Source organism: Paenibacillus amylolyticus, assembly GCF_051136285.1.
Lineage (GTDB): Bacteria > Bacillota > Bacilli > Paenibacillales > Paenibacillaceae > Paenibacillus > Paenibacillus amylolyticus_F.
This window is the reverse complement of record NZ_CP194938.1, coordinates 2,878,731-2,898,133: the sequence shown is the minus strand read 5'-3', so window position 1 is coordinate 2,898,133 and position 19,403 is coordinate 2,878,731. Positions and strand designations below refer to the sequence as shown.

At 43.5% G+C, this 19,403-nt stretch carries 18 protein-coding genes and 1 pseudogene; 16 read left to right on the top strand and 3 right to left on the bottom strand.

Translation table 11 applies throughout. The features are described from left to right. Positions 1-29: 29 nt before the first annotated feature. Complete coding sequence (locus ACR8BL_RS12670; protein WP_434758357.1) at positions 30-965, bottom strand: ketopantoate reductase family protein; 936 nt, start codon at positions 963-965, stop codon at positions 30-32. 160 nt (positions 966-1,125) lie between these two features. On the opposite strand from ACR8BL_RS12670, the gene ACR8BL_RS12665 reads away from it, so the two are divergent. Continuing rightward, entirely contained in the window at positions 1,126-1,701 is a 576-nt protein-coding gene (locus tag ACR8BL_RS12665; RefSeq protein WP_434752936.1) for a TetR/AcrR family transcriptional regulator, read from the top strand. A 646-nt stretch (positions 1,702-2,347) separates the two neighbouring features. Here ACR8BL_RS12665 and ACR8BL_RS12660 read toward each other — a convergent pair. Continuing rightward, on the bottom strand, positions 2,348-2,518 hold the full coding sequence (locus tag ACR8BL_RS12660; protein ID WP_434752935.1) for a hypothetical protein: 171 nt from the start codon (positions 2,516-2,518) through the stop codon (positions 2,348-2,350). 567 nt (positions 2,519-3,085) lie between these two features. Next, a pseudogene (locus ACR8BL_RS12655) lies at positions 3,086-3,239 on the bottom strand (IS256 family transposase); the annotation flags it as partial. Positions 3,240-3,481: 242 nt separating this feature from the next. Between ACR8BL_RS12655 and ACR8BL_RS12650 the strand changes: the two are divergent. The 15 genes from ACR8BL_RS12650 to ACR8BL_RS12580 all read left to right on the top strand — a co-directional run bounded on the left by ACR8BL_RS12650 (position 3,482) and on the right by ACR8BL_RS12580 (position 18,475). After that, positions 3,482-3,697 (top strand): phosphopantetheine-binding protein, encoded by a 216-nt coding sequence (locus tag ACR8BL_RS12650; protein WP_434752934.1) that lies wholly within the window; start codon positions 3,482-3,484, stop codon positions 3,695-3,697. Further along, positions 3,694-5,187 (top strand): class I adenylate-forming enzyme family protein, encoded by a 1,494-nt coding sequence (locus ACR8BL_RS12645; protein WP_434752933.1) that lies wholly within the window; start codon positions 3,694-3,696, stop codon positions 5,185-5,187. The genes ACR8BL_RS12650 and ACR8BL_RS12645 overlap by 4 nt, the downstream gene beginning before the upstream one ends. 49 nt (positions 5,188-5,236) lie before the next feature. Next, positions 5,237-6,292, top strand: a complete 1,056-nt coding sequence (locus ACR8BL_RS12640; RefSeq protein ID WP_434752932.1) for a hypothetical protein — start codon at positions 5,237-5,239, stop codon at positions 6,290-6,292. A gap of 554 nt (positions 6,293-6,846) precedes the next feature. Next, a complete protein-coding gene (locus tag ACR8BL_RS12635) occupies positions 6,847-7,788 on the top strand; it encodes an NAD-dependent epimerase/dehydratase family protein (protein WP_434753109.1) in 942 nt (313 codons plus the stop codon). Between the two features lie 13 nt (positions 7,789-7,801). Beyond that, positions 7,802-8,053 (top strand): acyl carrier protein, encoded by a 252-nt coding sequence (locus ACR8BL_RS12630; RefSeq protein ID WP_434752931.1) that lies wholly within the window; start codon positions 7,802-7,804, stop codon positions 8,051-8,053. After that, a complete protein-coding gene (locus ACR8BL_RS12625) occupies positions 8,050-9,408 on the top strand; it encodes a hypothetical protein (RefSeq protein WP_434752930.1) in 1,359 nt (452 codons plus the stop codon). Before ACR8BL_RS12630 ends, ACR8BL_RS12625 begins: the two co-directional genes overlap by 4 nt. A 44-nt stretch (positions 9,409-9,452) precedes the next feature. Continuing rightward, positions 9,453-10,568: a UDP-glucuronosyltransferase gene (locus ACR8BL_RS12620; protein ID WP_434752929.1), complete on the top strand. Its 1,116-nt coding sequence runs from the start codon at positions 9,453-9,455 to the stop codon at positions 10,566-10,568. 27 nt (positions 10,569-10,595) lie between these two features. Then, a complete protein-coding gene (locus tag ACR8BL_RS12615; RefSeq protein WP_434752928.1) occupies positions 10,596-11,684 on the top strand; it encodes an SPASM domain-containing protein in 1,089 nt (362 codons plus the stop codon). Positions 11,685-11,726: 42 nt separating this feature from the next. Beyond that, positions 11,727-12,905 carry a radical SAM protein gene (locus ACR8BL_RS12610; protein ID WP_434752927.1) on the top strand — a complete coding sequence of 393 codons (1,179 nt, stop codon included), beginning with the start codon at positions 11,727-11,729 and terminating at the stop codon, positions 12,903-12,905. A 32-nt stretch (positions 12,906-12,937) separates the two neighbouring features. Beyond that, entirely contained in the window at positions 12,938-13,942 is a 1,005-nt protein-coding gene (locus ACR8BL_RS12605; RefSeq protein ID WP_434752926.1) for an ABC transporter ATP-binding protein, read from the top strand. After that, positions 13,920-14,729: an ABC transporter permease gene (locus tag ACR8BL_RS12600; RefSeq protein WP_434752925.1), complete on the top strand. Its 810-nt coding sequence runs from the start codon at positions 13,920-13,922 to the stop codon at positions 14,727-14,729. Before ACR8BL_RS12605 ends, ACR8BL_RS12600 begins: the two co-directional genes overlap by 23 nt. A gap of 4 nt (positions 14,730-14,733) precedes the next feature. After that, positions 14,734-15,546: an ABC transporter permease gene (locus ACR8BL_RS12595; protein ID WP_434752924.1), complete on the top strand. Its 813-nt coding sequence runs from the start codon at positions 14,734-14,736 to the stop codon at positions 15,544-15,546. A gap of 40 nt (positions 15,547-15,586) precedes the next feature. Beyond that, positions 15,587-16,435, top strand: a complete 849-nt coding sequence (locus ACR8BL_RS12590; protein ID WP_434752923.1) for an FkbM family methyltransferase — start codon at positions 15,587-15,589, stop codon at positions 16,433-16,435. Positions 16,436-16,440: 5 nt separating this feature from the next. Then, positions 16,441-17,394 carry a class I SAM-dependent methyltransferase gene (locus ACR8BL_RS12585; protein ID WP_434752922.1) on the top strand — a complete coding sequence of 318 codons (954 nt, stop codon included), beginning with the start codon at positions 16,441-16,443 and terminating at the stop codon, positions 17,392-17,394. 46 nt (positions 17,395-17,440) lie between these two features. Next, positions 17,441-18,475, top strand: a complete 1,035-nt coding sequence (locus ACR8BL_RS12580) for a hypothetical protein (protein WP_434752921.1) — start codon at positions 17,441-17,443, stop codon at positions 18,473-18,475. The last annotated feature ends 928 nt before the right edge of the window (positions 18,476-19,403 follow it).

Genomic DNA, 19,403 nt, shown 5'->3' with positions numbered 1-19,403 from the left:
GTGATTGTGGCTTCTGTTCATCGGGTGAATCAGTTTTCAATAACGTTGTGTGGCTCATTATTTTCCCAAGCTGCAGTAAGACGTGGTAAAGGTATACCCCATTTTTTTGCATCTTTCACAACTTCAAGTACCGAAAAACCTGCTTTAGTATTGTTGTATTCAATGAAAAGTCTTGGTAGGCTGCCCTTTGCAAAAATAACCTTGTTAAAAAGCATACTGAGAAGTGGGGGTGGAATCTTAGTCAGCAGCAGAGAAATCATATCAATCTTAGCACCTCTTGCATTAAGTACAGGTGCAATTTCCCTCATATTTTTCCCTACATTGGCGAATGAGTCCTTATGATTCAAGAGTGCTGGAAAACTTCCCAGTCTCAACACCTCGGCTTCTACAGCCGCATTCATGGCAAAGTGATTCCATAGCCAGTTTTGCATATCCTTTATCCAACTAATTTTAAGATTGGCACTTTCAAATAGTTCCTTGACCTTGTTGTTAATATGTTCAGTGCCTGCCCGTGGTTTTTCAAGAAATAGCCTTTTCAAAAAGCCGCCTCTAAGTCTATTGTCAGCAATGCCGCCGCCGGCCTCTGGGAACCCAAAGGCAACATTGTTCATAGACAAAGGTGAGATCGATGATTTCAAATCTTGCCAAATATTATTGAAAATGAGGACAGGGGTGTTTCCAGCAACAGTCGATAGAAATTGGGCTGCTTTTGGAAGTTGTTCCGTGGTTACACTTACAATAATGAGATCATAATTTGCGCGTATCTCCTCATGAAGGTTGACGTTCCAGTTTTCTTGTATCAGCTGTTTCCCTCTTCGTGCATCCCACATTTCAAGCTCTATATGGCTTCCGAAGGTTTCTTTTCTCCCTTTTCTAACGTAAAACTCTACTGTATGCCCTGCCTTTTCAAAAGCCCAAGCATATTGGGTTGATATTACACCTCTACCGAAAAATAAAATTCGCATATTATCTCCTGTAAATATTTTTTTTGAATCCTTGTTAGTAATCCAACAACATGTTGTATGATGTTATTGTATGGATTCTTTATATGGTCATCAACCATCAGATTTTTAATATCTGTCGTATGATTGGTTGAACAGATTGCACAGAAAATGGAGGCGAATCATGCATAAGCAACCTGAAATTACGGACAAAACAAGGCAGGCATTTGTAAATGTATTTTGCGATTTATATAGCCGCAAACCAATCGAAAAAATCTCCATTCAAGAGATCGCTAACCAATCAGGATATAACCGCAGTACATTTTATCAATACTTTACAGATATATATGATTTGTTGGACTGTGTTGAAGAACGTATTCTAAATTCCATTAACGAGGAAATGGCAGGCAGAGAGTTTTCTACACATACTTTCCAAGATGCACTTCAGTGCTTGGAAAATGCAGAGGAAATTTCAATTCTGAAAGCTCTCTTGGGTGACTATGGCTCTGTACATTTTGTGGAACGCCTGAAAAGAGAAATTCCCTTTGAACAATTGATTGTGGATTATCCATCAGATGATACTTTAGCACCATATATCATTGAGTTTTACATATCAACATTAATATCTATGTTTCGCCTTTGGATACGCAACGGCAAAGATCTATCGTCAGAAGAATTGGTCGGACTGATTGATAGCTTATTTGCAAAGGGGATAACGCCATATCATATTTTTGGATCGGTCAATCCGCGGCGCCAATGATTCGAATAAAAAAAAGGGATGAGAAGAACGAAAAAGAGAATGAGGGACTTGCTACAATAGAATTCCTGATACTAGGGGATGTTTCGCATATCAGCCTTTCCATTGCTCTGCGATTATACTATAATACTCAAATTTCTGGATAGATGAAGGATAATTCGTATTTTCTGTATATGGATAGTTGATTTGAAACGGCGACAACAGCAGATCAATCAATATATGCGGCGATGAGAAAGCCTTATTCTGCGCGTTTTTTTGCTACTATGACAGAAACCTGATATTGTCTCTTAATCTAGGTTAAGGCTTGTTATATCAGCCTGAAAATTTCACGATTATCCTTATGTAAGCACAGTTACACAAAAGAAAAAGCCGTCCATGCTGAAACAGGAAACGGCTTGTTGCCTCTGTTGACGTAGGAAGCGACTCGTAAAACCCTCTGTGTATGTCAGAAACCTATGGGCTTCTGTTCCTGAAACTATGTATGTTAGCATATAAAACTAATTGGCGTAAGAGGATGAGGAAAATTCCGACCTCATCGCTTGTTCACATAAGCTGGAGTTATGGTTAGGGCGGTGGTAGAGATGACATCTAGTGTTTTACGAGTTTAACTCTTTTAGGAGTTCTTGTTTCATTGCGTAGAATTTATGTTTTAAAAATACATAAATGCCCAATATAATAAAAGTAATACTATAATCCCTCCAAAAAAAACGTAATGTCCTTTTGTTTCCAATAACAATTTTATAAGAACTATAGCTAGAAGTACCACGACAATACCTATAAAAATCAAAGCCACGCTTCCTAGTCCTAATAGTGCGTCCATATTCCACCTCCCCATTGGAAAGTTCTGTTCAATATTTGTAGTTCCAACACAGGTAATAAGTCCCGATTCATAAATTCGACAAAATCTTCTAATGCCCTTAATTTGTGGCTCTCACCTTTGCAAACACATGGAGCGACCATTGAGAGAAGGAGATGATAATAATGAATGTTGAACGAACTTTCATTGGGAACGAGTCATTAATTAACCTACTATTTAATTGATGCTGAGATTGACAGAATTTTGGAGCAACATAGCGACTTACAGTATAATATGTTAATGCCAATACACGTGATTCTGTATCGTGTTCGTGAGCGATTCCAGTTTGAAGTCGAGCCGTTCTCCTTAAATGATTGACGTTCGTTCTTAACAGCCCCACAGCATGCGTTGAACATCCCCTTGGCATCAACGGGCTTTTTCAAAATTGTTGACAATTGTCATATATGTAATTATATTAAATATATCAGGCACTTGGTGCTGTAAAACTACTATTGTAAACGCTCTCCAAGTAAAATTTACACAATATAGTTCGATCCCGTCGAGGAAGAAAATGGAGAGATGATGGGGTACTTAGTCCCAGTTTTGTACAAGCTCTTTCCATTTACGAGTGACATTTTTCTTAGTTTTGTAGAGCATTTTCAGCAACGCTTCATTGCTTGGGAAAATGCTTTTTTCTGTAGGCTTTGCGATGTTGACGATGGTAACCCTCAATTATTTCCGTCGTTGTACTCTTCGCGTCAAGCTTTTTATGTCCTGCACCGTGTCATATTCCACCTCCAGCATGAATTACAGCATCTTTGCAAACAACTCTTTCAGTGCAAATTCACCTTTGTCCATCGCTATGGACTTATTCTTCTTCACTATCAATTTTACTTGCTCATCACTTATACTATCCTCTTTAATCAGCCTTTTTTCTAAAGATTATCTAACGGGGGAAACATGATGTCTAAATCAATAGAACCTATCTTGAGAGACGAAATTTTTGCTGAGCTGGACATCGAGTATCCAGAAGACCACGATACCCGTTTGATGGACCAAGGGATCGATTCAGTAGGCTTCATCAAGCTTATTGTTTTAATGGAATCGAAGTTTAACATCTCGATCCCTGATGAAGATCTGTTATTTGAGAAGTTCTCCACGGCTGGATTAATCCTTAATTATTTGACTGAGAAAACGCTATGATGACTATCATTCAGCGTCTATTTCTGGAGGCCTCTGATCGCCAAGATCATATTATCCTTGAAGATCTAAAGCAGCAATGGACTTACGCAGAGGTGATGAAAGAAGCTTACTTGATTGCTTTATATATCCACAAGAATTTTGAGCTTGAGTCCGGAAGTCATCTTGCATTATATACAAATAATGAGGCCTTGTTCATTATTGCGGCGCTTGGCATTCAATTCTGCGGTTATGTGTTAGTACCCGTTCCTTATTCGGCATCCATTACTGAAATTGAAAATATTTTAAATGCCAGTGACGCCAAATTGGTTATCAGTAAATATGCACAACCTGCGCATTTAAATTGCGACATTCCTTGGGTTACCGCTCAGGATTTATCGCAAGAACCAATGCCATCGTTCGAATCGATCTCGTTAACAAATCAGTCCGATCCCAATCAATGTGCGATTCTCCTTCCTACATCGGGCACAACCGGAAAATCTAAAATCGTTATGTTATCCCATTGGAATGTATTAACAAATGCGTTGGCACATGGCGTAAAGGTGGGGTATACGGATCAAGATTCGTTTCTTGTAACGATGCCCGTTCATTTCAGTTCTACGATTGTCACGCAACTGATTTCTTGCATGTTATATGGAACCCGAATTAAACTTATCAGCTTGCCCTTGCTGCCGCGCACAGCGTTCAAACTGTTTCAGAATAAGGAGGTCACGGCATTCTCAGCGGTGCCTACGCAATTGATGCACTTTGTTTCCGATTTCCATCAGACAAAGAACTGGAGTGCCTTTGATTCCATTGAATTTATTGTGATTAGCGGTGCGGCGATTCCCGCGAAATTAGTAGACCATCTTCAGGCTGTATTTCCCCACGCGGACATTATTCAAACCTATGGATTGACCGAAGCTTCTCCGCGGGTGAGCATGATGGAACGGGGAGAGCGCAGCTTATCCTGTGGATCACCCATAAATGACGTTTCTATTCGTCTTGTTGACGAAGAAGAGAATGAGGTTGTAGGAGCAGCTATCGGAGAAATTTGGGTCAAGGGCCCGAATGTGATGCTCGGTTATTACAAAAACCCGGAGTTAACGAACGCTACCATTGTTGAGGGCTGGTTAAAGACAGGAGATCTGGGATATTGGAATGAATCAGGGTGTCTTATACTCACAGGCCGAAAGAAGAATATCATTATATCCGGCGGTATTAATATCTATCCGGAAGAAATCGAGGAATTTTTGTACGGCTTGAAAGAAGTGGAGGAGGTCATGGTTGTTGGTGTACACGATGATTTGTTAGGCGAAGTGCCCATCGCATTTCTAAAAGTTTTTAATGAATGCCTGGTTGATATAGATGCACTGACACGACATTGCAACTTGCATTTGTCATCGTATAAAGTGCCTAGACAATGGAGGATTATAGATAACATTCCAAAAACAAAGACAGGAAAACTGGACAGGGCAAGTACGAAGCGCTTATTGCTAAATGAGATATACTGATTCGGAATCCTTAAGCCATTTAACCAAATAACTAGGGGTGAACGAAAGGTTGAAGAATTCAACTCAAACATTGGGCAGAGAAATATTGCCGGTCAGTTATCCTATGATTACAACCTATACGCAACATGCTCATCTTTTGTCCATACTTACCCATTACGAGTGCGCACACCCATGGATATATAGCAATTATATTCAATTATTTATTAACAAAGATTATAAACACCATTGGGGAGATTTTTATTTCCCTCTGACTTATGAGCTGCGGCCTTCGGATGGGTGCAAATGGATTACTACTCAAAAGATACATAGAGATACTGTAACAACTCAATGGGACTCTGTTATTCATTTTATTATAGAAAATATTAATGCTAATAACTATGTCCACACCATGGTCAATTATTTCTACGTGCCCCTAAGTGATCGCTACAATAGACTCCATTTGCATCATGACATATTTGTTTACGGTTATGATTTGGATAGAGAGATATTGTATGTTTCCGATTTCTTTAAGAACGGCGTGTATAGTCAGGCTGAGATATCATTTACTGATTTCAATCTTGCGTTCGACACTAATCACCTAACAACCAATCATGATTATCTTAGAGAAATGGTTTATCTGTATACATTCAATGATCAATATCAGGATAAATTCAGTGCAGATACCCTAGTGAATTCTATAAGAAATTATTTCACTAAGAAAACGCCGGAGTATTGGGAGATGTTCAACTATGGGGGCGACAGGGATAATCTTGACTTCGGCATGCAAATATACACAACTCTATTAAATTATGCGAAAGAGACATCGGAACATAAGGTTATGCTTGATATAAGACCCTTTCATTTACTTTATGATCATAAGAAGATAATGACGCTAAGACTCAAGTACTTGTACGATAATCAGCATTTAATTAAATTAAATCAAGAGCATATAGATGAATTCACTGCCATTGAACTTAAGGCAAAGATACTTGTGAATGTAGCGATTAAATATAATTTGACAAGGGATACGAGTATTTCCGAAAGATTACAAACGCTGATTACGAATATAGAAAGTGAAGAATTCATATTCCTTGAACGATGGCTGAAGAAGGTAGGCATTCAGTAATGTTGAGGGAGTAGATGATGTCAGCTGTGGATATCTCTTCTTGTACCCGAATAGAAGCCTTAGCCCGAAGCGGGTGGTGATCCGGTCATATTTATGGAGGGAGTGATGCCGGGATTATAATCGTTGCGATACAGCTTATTGAGTAAGCCAAACCGTTGCTCTTGTCTTAAAGATTCCGTTTGCTGACAGCTTATTGTCTTCTTGTCTTTTAACGAGCGGCATTGCTTCAAGCGCTTTTTTTCGGCACAACCACAGCGAATCCTCTCACCTCAAGAATCTCTCCTGGTATTTGACCCGACATCTTGTGACTCATGCATAGACGCGTACCTGTATAGTTTGGGAGCAACGCACAGTTCATAATTGTTTAATACCTATAATTTGTTAGGTAATATATATGAATTTATTGGGTGATGAACGCATGTTTTTTCAATAATATATGTATATGAATATAGAAATTGGTTATTAAGTGGTTTTCGATCCTTAATTATCTAATCATCTAGATGAAACAGCGATTGAATTAATAGTGGTTTCACAAACCTTAAGCAAAGGGGGGGATCATAATAATCATTGTATTAACAGGAGTCGCAGGCTTCATCGGTTCCAACCTTGCCGAGAGGCTGCTGCGGGAAGGCCATACCGTTATCGGCGTCGATAATTTTCTGACCGGGTCTACTGTCAACATAGACAATCTCTTACGGTCGCCCAATTTCAAGTTTATCGAGCATGATGTCATTTATCCGCTCGCAATTGAAGGCCCTGTCGATTGGGTGATGCATTTTGCAAGTCCTGCCAGTCCGCCAAAATATTTGTCCTATCCGATCGAAACGATGAGGGTCAACAGCGAAGGGACGATGCATCTGCTGTATCTGGCCAAAGAAAAGCAGGCTGCTTTCTTCTTGGCTTCAACAAGCGAGATCTATGGTAACCCAACTGTTCACCCTCAGCCGGAGAGCTATTATGGCAACGTGAATTCGGTTGGAGCAAGAAGCTGCTACAACGAAGCGAAGCGGTATGCAGAGGCGATCACCTACTGGATGAACAGGAAATACGGTATACCGGTAAGGGTCATTCGGATCTTCAATACATTCGGCCCGAAGATGGATCTAAATGACGGACGCGTCATTACCAATTTCATTAATGAAATCATGTCCAAGCAAAACCTTACGATTTATGGCGACGGCAGACAGACGAGAAGCTTTCAGTATATCGACGATTTGCTGGAAGGGATTGTGAGACTGCTGAGCACCACGTATGAACAGCCAGTCAATTTGGGGAATCCGGAGGAAGTCACCATACTTGAAGTCGCCCAAATATTGAAGGAGCTAATGAAGTCCAACGCGCAGTTAGAGTTTCTCCCGCTGCCGGAAGACGATCCAAGGAGAAGGAAGCCGGATATTACCATTTCAAGGACAATTATGGACTGGGAACCGGCGATCAGTTTGCATGATGCACTCGCTAGAACGATCCATTATTACCAGGGTCAATATATCCATTAAACGGGAGGTACCTATGCAAGAACAGATCATAGCGATGATAAGCGAAATCAAGGAAGACGCCCAACTGGCAAACAGTTTGAACGAGCATTCCAACATCATGGAAGACGGGGGATTGGACTCTTTACAGCTAATTACTTTTGTATTAAAGGTGGAAGAGCATTTCGGTATTGAAATCGATTTTGAACAATTCGACTTCAATCTTATGGAGTCGGTAACGACCTTCTGCAATTATATCTCGGAGCTGCAGAAGACAACGCCTGTATGAACGATAGACGCAAGTCCGAGCTCATTATCGGGACATTTGATGCGGAACGCTTCTGGCGCGACCCTAATCTAGCCAAACTGCCGTCGTTTCACGATCCTGAAATGGAGAATATCGTGATGGCCATGGATGAGCTGCTCTTCCCATTTTGCGAGGCACAGGATAGGCTCATTACTCGCTATCGAATGAACGTTTGCCATAAAGATTATTTGCATGAGATCGGATTTGAATTTCTTTCCAATTCAACCGATCTCGAGAGTCCTGATGTAGGAAGCGCAGGCAGAACCGCCAATATATTCGACCTGCTCATATCAGCCGATCGAATGGATGACATGGATCTACACTGGCTGGACGGCGCCCGGTTGTCGCCCTTTGCCGTCATTCCGGGGGCGGATCGTACTGCAGCGCGTTACGGGCTGGAACAGGATTTTCCAGCTGTCGAAACGGTTCAGATTGTCAATTCGAAGCTGTATTCAACCGAATTGAACCGGCACCTTGATCTTCGGTGTGACAGCCAGACGGTCTATTCTCCTGAAGAGTTGCTGGCAAGCGGCTTGACTTTGCTGAATCAAGGACCCTTCCTGATCAAAGATGAGTTTGGGGTATCCGGGAAAGGGAATTTGCTGATCGAGTCGGAAGCGATTTTGCAGCGAGTCACATCTTATGTCGCCGATCAGTGCAGCAAGGGAAAAACGGTTCGGTTTATTATTGAGCCGTTCCTCCGCAAGGAATTGGATTTTTCTTGCCAATTCCACATCGATCCGGACGGTACTTACCGACATATCTCAGTGCAGCAGTTGGTCAATCACAATTTCGCTTACCAAGGCTCCTATACAGCAGACGATAGGTTGCTTCATGTGCTGCAGGAAGCGAAGTATTTTGATGTAATGAAACGGGCGGCTCGCGAGCTGTATCGGTCGGGTTATCACGGCGACGTATGCGTCGATTCTATGTTGTTGACAGACGGCCGCATCGTTCCGATTGTTGAGGTGAATGCAAGAAGATCGATGAGTCTGATCAAGCATTACGTTGACCGCTACCTGAAGAAGCACGATACGGCCGGGAGCATGACGCATGCGACTTTACAGTTTGCATGCGATGTATCATTCGATCAATTGATGGAATCGCTGGACCGCGAGGGTGTTCTATATAAGCCTGATCGAGGATTCGGTATTTTACCGTTAAGTGCGAATACGCTCCTTATTAACAAAGTCGTCAGCGAGTGCAAGGGGATCCGGAATAAGCAGGTGAAAGGCAGATTGTATTATTCGTTGATCGAGGGGGAATGGGATAACGAACGATTGACCGCTAAGGTTAAGGAGGTGCTGTCGTCGTTATCCTTCAAGATCGTTGGCTGATGCAGTCTGAAGCGCTTTAAGCCATGAATGGAGGAAGAAATTTTATGGGTAAGCGGAAAGTGACGATTCTATGCTCGGGTTTCGGTCTGGGTTTCTATATTCCCGGCCTGTTAGCTGCAAGTGATTTCGAGAAAAGGGATATCGCGACGGAAGTGCTCGTGTTCGAAAGCTATTTGGAGCAAGACAAGATGGATCATATTGTAGACAGCAGAAAGGCTTACCACAATAATTTCGCACTTGCCAATTTATCGGCCCGAATGCCGATGGATATCCGGGGCAGCATTGATTATGCCCAGGTCGAGCTATTGCTGGAGGCGTGGAAAGCGGAAGATCGGTACGAATTCATATCGTTATCCGGACACTGGATCTATATTCTGGATTTGTATAGGGAGAAGATGCTGCCGAATCAAATTCATGTAGACCTGCTCTACGTTGATTCAGATCTGGCCCCGTCTTGGAAGAGCTTGAAGAAGTTTCATCCTCGCTATGACGAGTATTATTACAATGCTTGTCTCTATGACACCGACAAGATGGAGATTCGATGCGAAATCCCGGTTCTTCATCGTACGCCACTGCCCTTCGACTCAAGGAAGCGGCGGCTTGTTGTTCATGGCGGCGGCTGGGGGATGGGCACTTATCAAAGTACAATTCCAGAGCTTGTCGGCCATAACTATGGGCTTGATATCGTAGCTTACGATTGGAAGGAAGCGAAGCCCGATCCCGATCACCGATATTGGATGAACGATCCGGAATGGTGTGCATGGGTGAAGAGTGCGAACGGCCTGCACGAGTTTCCGCCATACATCGAAATAACGGGAGAAGATACGAAGTCATACGCCGCTAAGGTTGATCATCATTGGTTGATCGATGTCGCTTCGGAGGCGATGGCTATCGTGGCCAAGCCGGGAGCGGGCACATTAATCGACTCGCTTGCATCCGAAACCCCTCTTATTCTGTTGGAGCCGTTCGGAAGTCACGAGCTTAGCAATTTGGAATTGTGGGAGTCGCTGGGGTTCGGAATACGCTACGAGAAGTGGCGGGAGATGGATTTTTCCGTAGAGGTCCTTAAGGAGATGCATCAAGCGATCATGAACAGATCCGGAGAACGGACGAATTATGTGGATCAGTATTGTGCGAGAGTCGCGTTAACGAAGGGGTAAGATTTCAATGGCAGAAGGGGTTATGCGATGAGCGTAAACAAATTGAGTGTCGCCCAAGATAAGACAAGCTATCCGAGATGGATCGTCATGCAGCTGTTGGAGGAGTGTAATTTACGATGCAAGATGTGCTATGAGTGGGGACTCGAAGGGCCCTACAAAAGCAAAAAAACGTTAGCACAGCTGGATCCGGATCTGATCAAAAAGATCATCGTCGAGTGCAGCCCGGGCAAGCCGTATTACGATTTCTTCGGCGGCGAGCCGCTGATGTACCCTTGGCTGAGCGACATTCTCGCCATGATCAATCATTATGGAAGCATAGCGGACTTCCCCACGAACGGCACATTGCTTGAGCAGCATGCCGAGATGCTTGTCGAGACTGCTCCAAATAAGATCTGGATGTCGCTCGACGGCCCTGAGGAAATCAACGATAGGCAGAGAGGCAAAGGCGTATTCAAGAAAGTAATCAAGGGGATCGAGAAGCTTTATGAGCTTCGGGAAAGCAAGGGCAAGCAATTTCCGAAGATGGGTGTATCCTTTATCATTACGCCCTTGAACTATATGTACGTTGAGGAATTTTTCTTTAAGCATATCGACTTGTCGATGTTGGACCATATCAGCATGGAAGTGCAGCTCTATGCAACGGAAGAGCAGTATGCCCAATATGTGGAGGTTCTTAGTGACAAATTCGACGTGCATGAAGCTCCTTATGCCAAGGGGATGGTGTGGCGTGACACCAGTTCGTTCAGCCAGATCGATATTCCGGAATTGACGAGACAGCTCAATAATGTTAAAGCGTATTGCTTGAAAAACCACATCCATGTGATCACCTATCCGAAGACGATAGATGAACAAAATTTGAGCAACTATTTCTCGGGGCAATTCCATCAGATGGCTGATAAACGAAATCGGTGCTCCCTTCCATGGGTTTATGCGGAGATTACGGCAAGGGGGGACGTTTCGCCCTGCCATGCCTTCTATGATTTGACCTTCGGCAACGTGAACGAAGAGAGTTTGCTGGACATCTGGAGTAGTGACAAGTACAAAGATTATCGCGCGTATATGAAAAAAAATATGCTTCCGATTTGTACGGCTTGTTCAAGGTATTATATCTATTGATTCATGTGAATAACTTAATAAGTTTAAGAAGGGTGTGTTGATATGAATCCAAAATCAGAGATTAAACATTCCCCAAAGGATTTGCAAATATTGAAACGTACTATCAAGAATACGGTGGAAACAAAGCGGAACATGGAGAAAATAGCGGGTTACGCGACACCGTTGCCGGAGTCTGTCGGGATTAAACTGACGAACCAATGCAACTTGCGCTGCAAGCATTGCTATCAATGGAATGACACTGGCTATCATCACTTTATGACACCGGAGCAGCAGCGGGAACAGCTCGACTATGGGCTGCTGGAGAAGCTGATCCTCGAAACGGAACCAGCCAAGTCGAGACTCTATATCTGGGGCGGCGAGCCGCTCGTATACAGCCATTTCGACCGTTTGGCCGACTTGCTTGAAGCCCATCCTCGCGAGACGACGATCTGCACGAACGCGATGCTGATCGAGCGAAAGCTGGACGCCTTGCTGAGAATCTCCGACAACCTGGAGCTGCTCATTGCGCTTGATGGATTCGAAGAAGAGAATGATGCGCTTCGCGGCAAAGGGGTATTCAACAAGGCGATAGATGCTATTCGGATGCTAGTCGAGCTGCGCAAGGAAAACCGATTCAAGGGCAAAATTACGATCCACACCGTCGTTAACGATGCTATGACCGACAAGCTTTACGATCTGCTGGACTTTCTGGAGGGCGTCGGTGTAGATATGGTCATGGTCTGCTTCCCGTGGTACATCTCGGACGAATGCACGCAGGGAATGGACGATTACTTTGACCAGAAGTTCGACTTCCTTCCGGCGAGCGAGCACAAGGGCGAACGAAGCTGGCACGCCTTTAACTACAAGCTCGATCCGGAGCGTATCCCTGCTTTGATGAGCGAGTTGGACCGGGTGAATAATCGGGTCTGGAAAATGCGTTTACGCTACCAGCCGAATCTGGATTATGACCAGATCGAAGATTTCGTGCTCGGCAAAGAGGTGAGGAGTAAAGGCACGATGAACAAGAAGTGCCTGGCTCTCTCGAACCGGATGGATATTACGCCCGATGGAACGATTGTTGCGTGCAAATTTTTCAAGGAGTTCGAGATCGGCAAATTAAATGAAGCGTCCGTACAGGAATTATGGCACGGCATGACCTACAGAAGGATAAGGGAAATGATGGATGAACGACTGACACCGGCATGTTCCAAGTGCAGTGTCTTGCATTTGCACGGTGTTTAACTATTCTACATGAGCATAAATGAGGTGAACCAGTGAGCATTATCCAAGTGGAACGCTTATCCAAAAGCTTCAATTACTACGAAAAAGAATTGGGGTTCAAAAAATCGCTGAAAAATTTAGTGAAGCGGAAATCACTGATCAGAGAAGCGGTTAGCGAAATATCACTTGTAATCGAGCAAGGCGAGATGGTCGGGTTCTTAGGCCCGAACGGTTCCGGCAAAACAACTACGCTTAAGATGCTGTCCGGCATCTTGTATCCGACAAGCGGGCAAGCGACGGTATTAGGCTATGTCCCTTGGGAGCGGAAAAAAGAATTCAAGATGCAGTTCTCGATCGTAATGGGGCAGAAATCGCAGTTGTGGTGGGATTTACCGGCCAACGAATCGTTGTACCTGAACAAATGCATTTATGAGGTTGAGGATAAGCCCTACAACCTTGTTCTGGATGAGCTTACGGAGATGCTTGACGTTAAAGATCTGCTCAATATTCAGGTGCGTAGGCTTTCGCTGGGGGAACGGATGAAGATGGAGCTAATTGCGTCGCTCATCCACCGGCCTAAGGTGATTTTCCTGGATGAGCCTACAATCGGACTCGATCTGATTTCGCAGAAGCGCATTCGGGAGTTCCTGAAGTATTATAACCAGCAGACGAAAGCAACGGTCATTCTGACAAGCCACTATATGGCAGATATTGAGGATTTATGCAAACGAACGATCATCATCAATCAAGGGAAGATCGTATACGATGGCGATCTTCGGCGTGTGAACGAGCTGTTTCATGCAAAAAAGATCATCAAGCTGCAATTTACGGACGAAGTGCCGAGGCAAGCGCTAAGTGACTATGGCGCTATTATGCAACATGACGGCATGAATGCCGTCATGGAGATCGATAAGCATGACCTCCAGCGGCTTTCCAAGATGATGTTGGACCGGTTCCCGATCCTCGATTTCACAGTTGAAGATATACCTGTCGAGCGAGGCATCGAAAGCTTGTATCAGAAAGATGGGGTCAGACATGAAAGCCTTGCAGAAGTATAAAAGGACGTACATCCTTGCGCTTCAGAATGCGATGGAGTATCGGACCGATTTCTTTATGAGTATCATCAGCGGCGGCTTCATCATTCTCGTCCAATGCTTCCTCTGGACGGCCGTGTTTCGCAGTTCGCCGCAAGAGATTATTAACGGCTATACTTATTCACAGATAATCATTTATTCCGTGTTGTCCGGCGTCGTCTCCAAGCTGGTTTCTGCCGGCTTCGAAGGGGAAATCGCGAATGATATCAAGACGGGTGGACTGAGCAAATTTATCGCTCAGCCCATTCATTATTTCAGCTATCGGATATGCAATTTTTTCGGTGGGAAAACGGTTCAGACCGGGGTCGTCCTTGTCTTATTTGTCATACTGATGATCGTTTTTACTCAGATTTGGGGGTTTCAGGTTAGAGGGGTGCAGATATTTATGTTTCTGGTCAGCATTCTGTTCGGACTGCTCATCAACTTCCTGCTTTTTTATTCGATTAGTGCTCTCGCGTTCATCATTACCGAGGTTTGGGGCGTTTATATCGCGTTCAACCAAGGCGTCTATCTGCTCAGTGGTGCCATCTTTCCGCTTAATATTTTCGGAGATACGTTTGCCAGAATCTCCAGCTATTTACCGTTTCAATATGTCGTATTCTTCCCGGTTAACATCATCAATGGGAGCATGGCGATTCATGAAATCGTGCGCGGACTCCTCTTACAGGCGGTCTGGGTAATTGTGCTTATGGTGATTTCCAAGTTGTCTTGGGATTCCGGGATGAGGAAATATGTAGCCGTTGGAGGTTAGATCTGTGAGTATCAGCTTGACGGAGATTCGGAAGCATATACGTATGTTCTTTATTTTCGCTAAGAACAGCTTGGTCGGTTACATGGAATACAAAGCGAATTTCTACTCCGGTTTGATCATGGAGACCGTATTTCTGTTTTCCAAGCTGATCTATATCTTGTTCGTTTTCCAGCTCGGGATCGAAATCAATGGTATTTCTCCTGACCAGATGTTGATCTTCACGGGGACCTATACGATTATGATCGCAATCTATACAGGGCTGTTTATGGATAACTTTTATAGATTCGCCGGCCATATCCGCAACGGGACGCTGGACTTATATATGACGAAGCCGCTATCACTGCAGTTCATGATTTCGTTCCGGCATGTTAACTTCGCGTTTCCGATCCCGAACCTGATCGCCGGTATCACGATGATCGTACTGGCCTGGCGGCGTCTTGACATCGAGCCAAGCTTGATCCACGTGGCCGGATATATCGGCGTGATCTTGAGTAGCACAATCGTGACCTATTCGGTACTTCTACTTCCGCAAATCCTTGCCTTCTGGACGGTGAAATCCGGTTCGATCTTCGAAATACTCGACAAATGTTGGGATTTAAACAATATGCCGATGTACATATACCCCAAATGGCTGCGGAGAATAGGACTGTATGTTGTGCCGATCTTGTTCATCACCAACATGCCGTCAGTTTATTTGATCGATCGATTGGACTTGTTCCTTGGGATATGGATTTTTGTAGCTCCCGTTATATCGCTTCTAGTGGTCAGGCTGTTCTGGAAGCTGGCCGTCAAACGCTATGAAAGCGCCAGCAGTTAGAGAAATGCCCTATAAACAAATTATTGAGAAGGTGAATTGAATGAGCAAGACGGAGCATGAGCGTCATCCATTGCAGACAGAGGCCATTACAAAGAAACGGCTGCACAACGGGATTGAAATCTATCAAAACAACGAAGGCGAGACCGAGTTTCTCTACAACGAGATTTTCCAAAAGGAGATGTATTTCAAGCACGGTATTACGCTTCCGGATCATGGCACGGTCATGGACGTCGGGGCTAATATCGGCATGTTCAGCCTATATGTCAGCAGCAAGAGCGACTGCAGGGTATATGCCTTTGAGCCACTGCCTCCGACGTTTAAACTCTTGAAGATGAATACGAGCTCGCTGCCTCGCGTAACGACGGTTAACGTCGGGCTTTCCAATGAGATCAAGGAAGCGGAGTTTGCCTATTTTCCTACGATGTCCACGGACTCTGTCCAGATCAAATACAGGGAGAACCACGATCAAGATCTCCGATACGGGTTAATCAACCATTACGAAGATAATTTCGCTGACCCGCGAATGCTAAACCGCTTTGTCGACCATCTTATGTCGCCGAAGCTTCTGAATGAACAAATCTATCGTTGCAAGCTAACTACGATCTCCGAAATGATCCGCTTTTACGATCTGAACCAAATTGATCTGCTCAAAATCGACGTGGAAAAAAGTGAGTTCGAGGTGCTGGAAGGCATAGAGCCGGAAGATTGGGGCAAAATCAGGCAAATTGTAATGGAGGTACATGGACTGGACGGAGAGCAGATCAGCAGGCTCGAGAACATCTTCCAAACCAACGGCTTCTATGCCGTGATCGATTACTACGAAGATTTGAATATCCCAAATTATTATAATGTGTACGCGTTGAATCAAATGCATACGTCGGCTGGGTGATAGTCATGCTACAGCATCTGAATGCAAGGTTGGTATGCTCCAGCTGCAAGGGCGTGCTGGTCCAGTCGGAGGCATTGCTGCAATGCTGCGGCTGCGATGCGGTTTATACGAAAGATGACCGTTATGTATCAATGCTCGACCGGCGTGAGCAGTTTGTTCACCCTTCCGAATGGAACCGGAAAGAGGCTGAAATTCGGGATTATAGCGAGATTTCGGACTCCCTTGCGCTGTCCGGTATAGGTCGATTCGCCACCTTCTTAAATTATGGTTACGTCCCGCACGGGAATGAGCAACATGCGGTGATCGAGCCGGGCGATGCATGGAATAGAAACTCAGTCAAGCTGCTGCTTGAGACAGTGGGCAGGACGGCGATTCGGGAGCGGCAGGTGATCGACATCGGATGCGGCAGGGGAGGGAACATAGCAGCTCTGTCTAAATATTTCAAGCCGCTGTCTATTGTCGGTCTCGACATCTGCCCGGCGAATATTGCCTATTGCAATGATAAATCCCGAGGTGGGGAATCTTTTTATCTCGTCGGCGATGCGGAGAATATACCGTTTGCAGACGAGAGCTTCGATGTGGTGTTAAATATAGAATCCGCACATGCCTATCCGAACCGATCACGATTCTATGAAGAGGTGTACCGGATAATGAGAGTTGGCGGCGTATTTCTGTATACGGAGCTGATGCTGGGAGATCAGGTAGCACAGAACATCAGGCTGTTAGAGGAAGCAGGCCTGTCTGTAATCCGCAATCAGGATGTGACTTCGAATGTTCTTCTATCATGTGATGAGAGTGCGAAGCAGCGTACTGGCACACAAGGGATTGCGAGCAACGCCAAAGCGAGCACGAATATTGGAGATATCCATGAATTCATCGCATTGCCCGGCTCGAAGAAATATGAAGAGATGAAGGCTGGAACGCGGCAATACCGTATGATGAACCTTGTTAAGAGGTAATATAGCCGTAATATCAACAATAATTTTAGTATAGGAGAAATATTTTATGGAAGAAATTATTTCCCTGGACACCTTTCAGCCCTTCGACGGCATGACAAAAATGTTTCCTCATCATAATTTTCCTTATTTTAATTGCGGCTACAATTTGTTATTAACACTTGCCAGATATTTCAAAAAAGATGAGTTGCCGATTTTGAATAATGTTATTAGTATTTATAGATTTGATGAACAAAAAATACAAACAAGAGGATATTTCAAGTTAGAGGTGTTGGATCTTGAAGAGGGAGATCAGATCCTTGAGGAAATGGGGATCTCTATTCGTAAAAAATCCCCTGCACTAGATACGTTACAAGATGAGATCATAAACTCTATTTCAAGTGGTCATCCGATTTCCATATTTATTGATTTGTTTTATCAACGCGGGAGAGACTTTTACTATAACAAAAAACATGGACTGCACCCTGTTTTTGTTTATGGCTTCAATCTTACGAACGAGGAAATATATACGGTTGATGATATTACAGAATACAGACAATATTCTCTGCCATTTTCAGAATTTAAATGTTCATGCATGACTTCGGAACACGTAAAGATGCCAGACTACTTTTGGGAATATGCGCTAGTGCCTCCCGGTAATCATGAGATCTTAAACAATAAGAATTCAGCACACACAACCATCAATACATTCGTAGAAAATATGTGCAGGTATCAAAATGAAATAACGGAAAGTTTGAATAATATACTGTTGTTGGCAGAAAATTACGAGCTCATTATAAAAAATGAAACGATTATAGAAACACTTAGCAGTACGATTTATAGAAAATGTTCTGAGAAATACAGGTTAAATACTCTCTATAAGTACAACATTGATCATATCAATGCAAAACATACGCTTGACCCGTTATTAGACCAAATAATTCATGACTGGAAGACAGTAAGGATCTATTCGAATAAAGCCATCATGTCCCAAAAGTTCACTGGGGAAATCATAGACAAGTGCATTGGTTTATTTACAAAAATATATACGAATGAAGTACATTTTAATAATCAATTATTTTTAATGTTAAAGGCTTTCAGGTAAAATCACATCTAATATTGCTAGTAATGAGCCGCATCAACAGGAATACTGTGCAGGTGTCTTTTCATCGTATGAAAACCGCCGCGAACAGAGAAGCCGCCGCCGCTGTCTGCATCAACACTTTAAACACAAACGGCAGAGATGCCGTTTTTTTGTTTCTAGTAGGCTTTCAATCTCTGTTCTGAGTAGAGTTTTATTGGTTTTAGATAGTAGTATTTTGTCCATTTAAGTGCGTATCACTGATCGTAGAATGTTCCCAGGATTGGATGTATTATAAATTCTCTTTAAATGTTCATCGTCACCAACTCATTACTGTACTATGGCCGTTCTATGGATTTAAAAAGGTATGCTCGAAAGATAAAGGGTTTTGGAAGGTTTTGTCGAATAGTTCTACATGCCTACAAACATTCAATTAGGAGGGAATCAAACGAAGTGCAACGTGATAATAGAACCGTACAAACTAATAGGGCTGTTAGCGGTCAATCTAGGACGACTAGTCCCCAAGCAAGCAGTACAAAGAGCGTAAATGCAGTTATTTGTCGTAAGTGCAAGTCACAACAAATTGTAGCCAATAAAAGGGGATACAGCTTTGCAAACATGTTTAAAACACTGGGATGGATGGGGTTATTTCCTCTCATACTAGTGTTAGTCGGTTTTATTGGGACTTATCTTCTTACGAGGTATGTGAGAGTTGGTAGCGGTGGAGGTTTTGAAGGCATACTACTGATCATTGGTATTATTTGTTGGATATCCATTAGTTTTTCCTTACCTGTTAGTATATTAGTCGGGTTTGCTGGGAGAAGTGAAATTGTTAACGGCTGTATGAACTGTGGTTTCAAATGGAGACCTGCTAATAGGAAGTAAACTGTTGAAGGGCAAGTGTAGATCTACCCGGCCAATGTTGAGCTATAAGGGAGTTACAATACTCTTA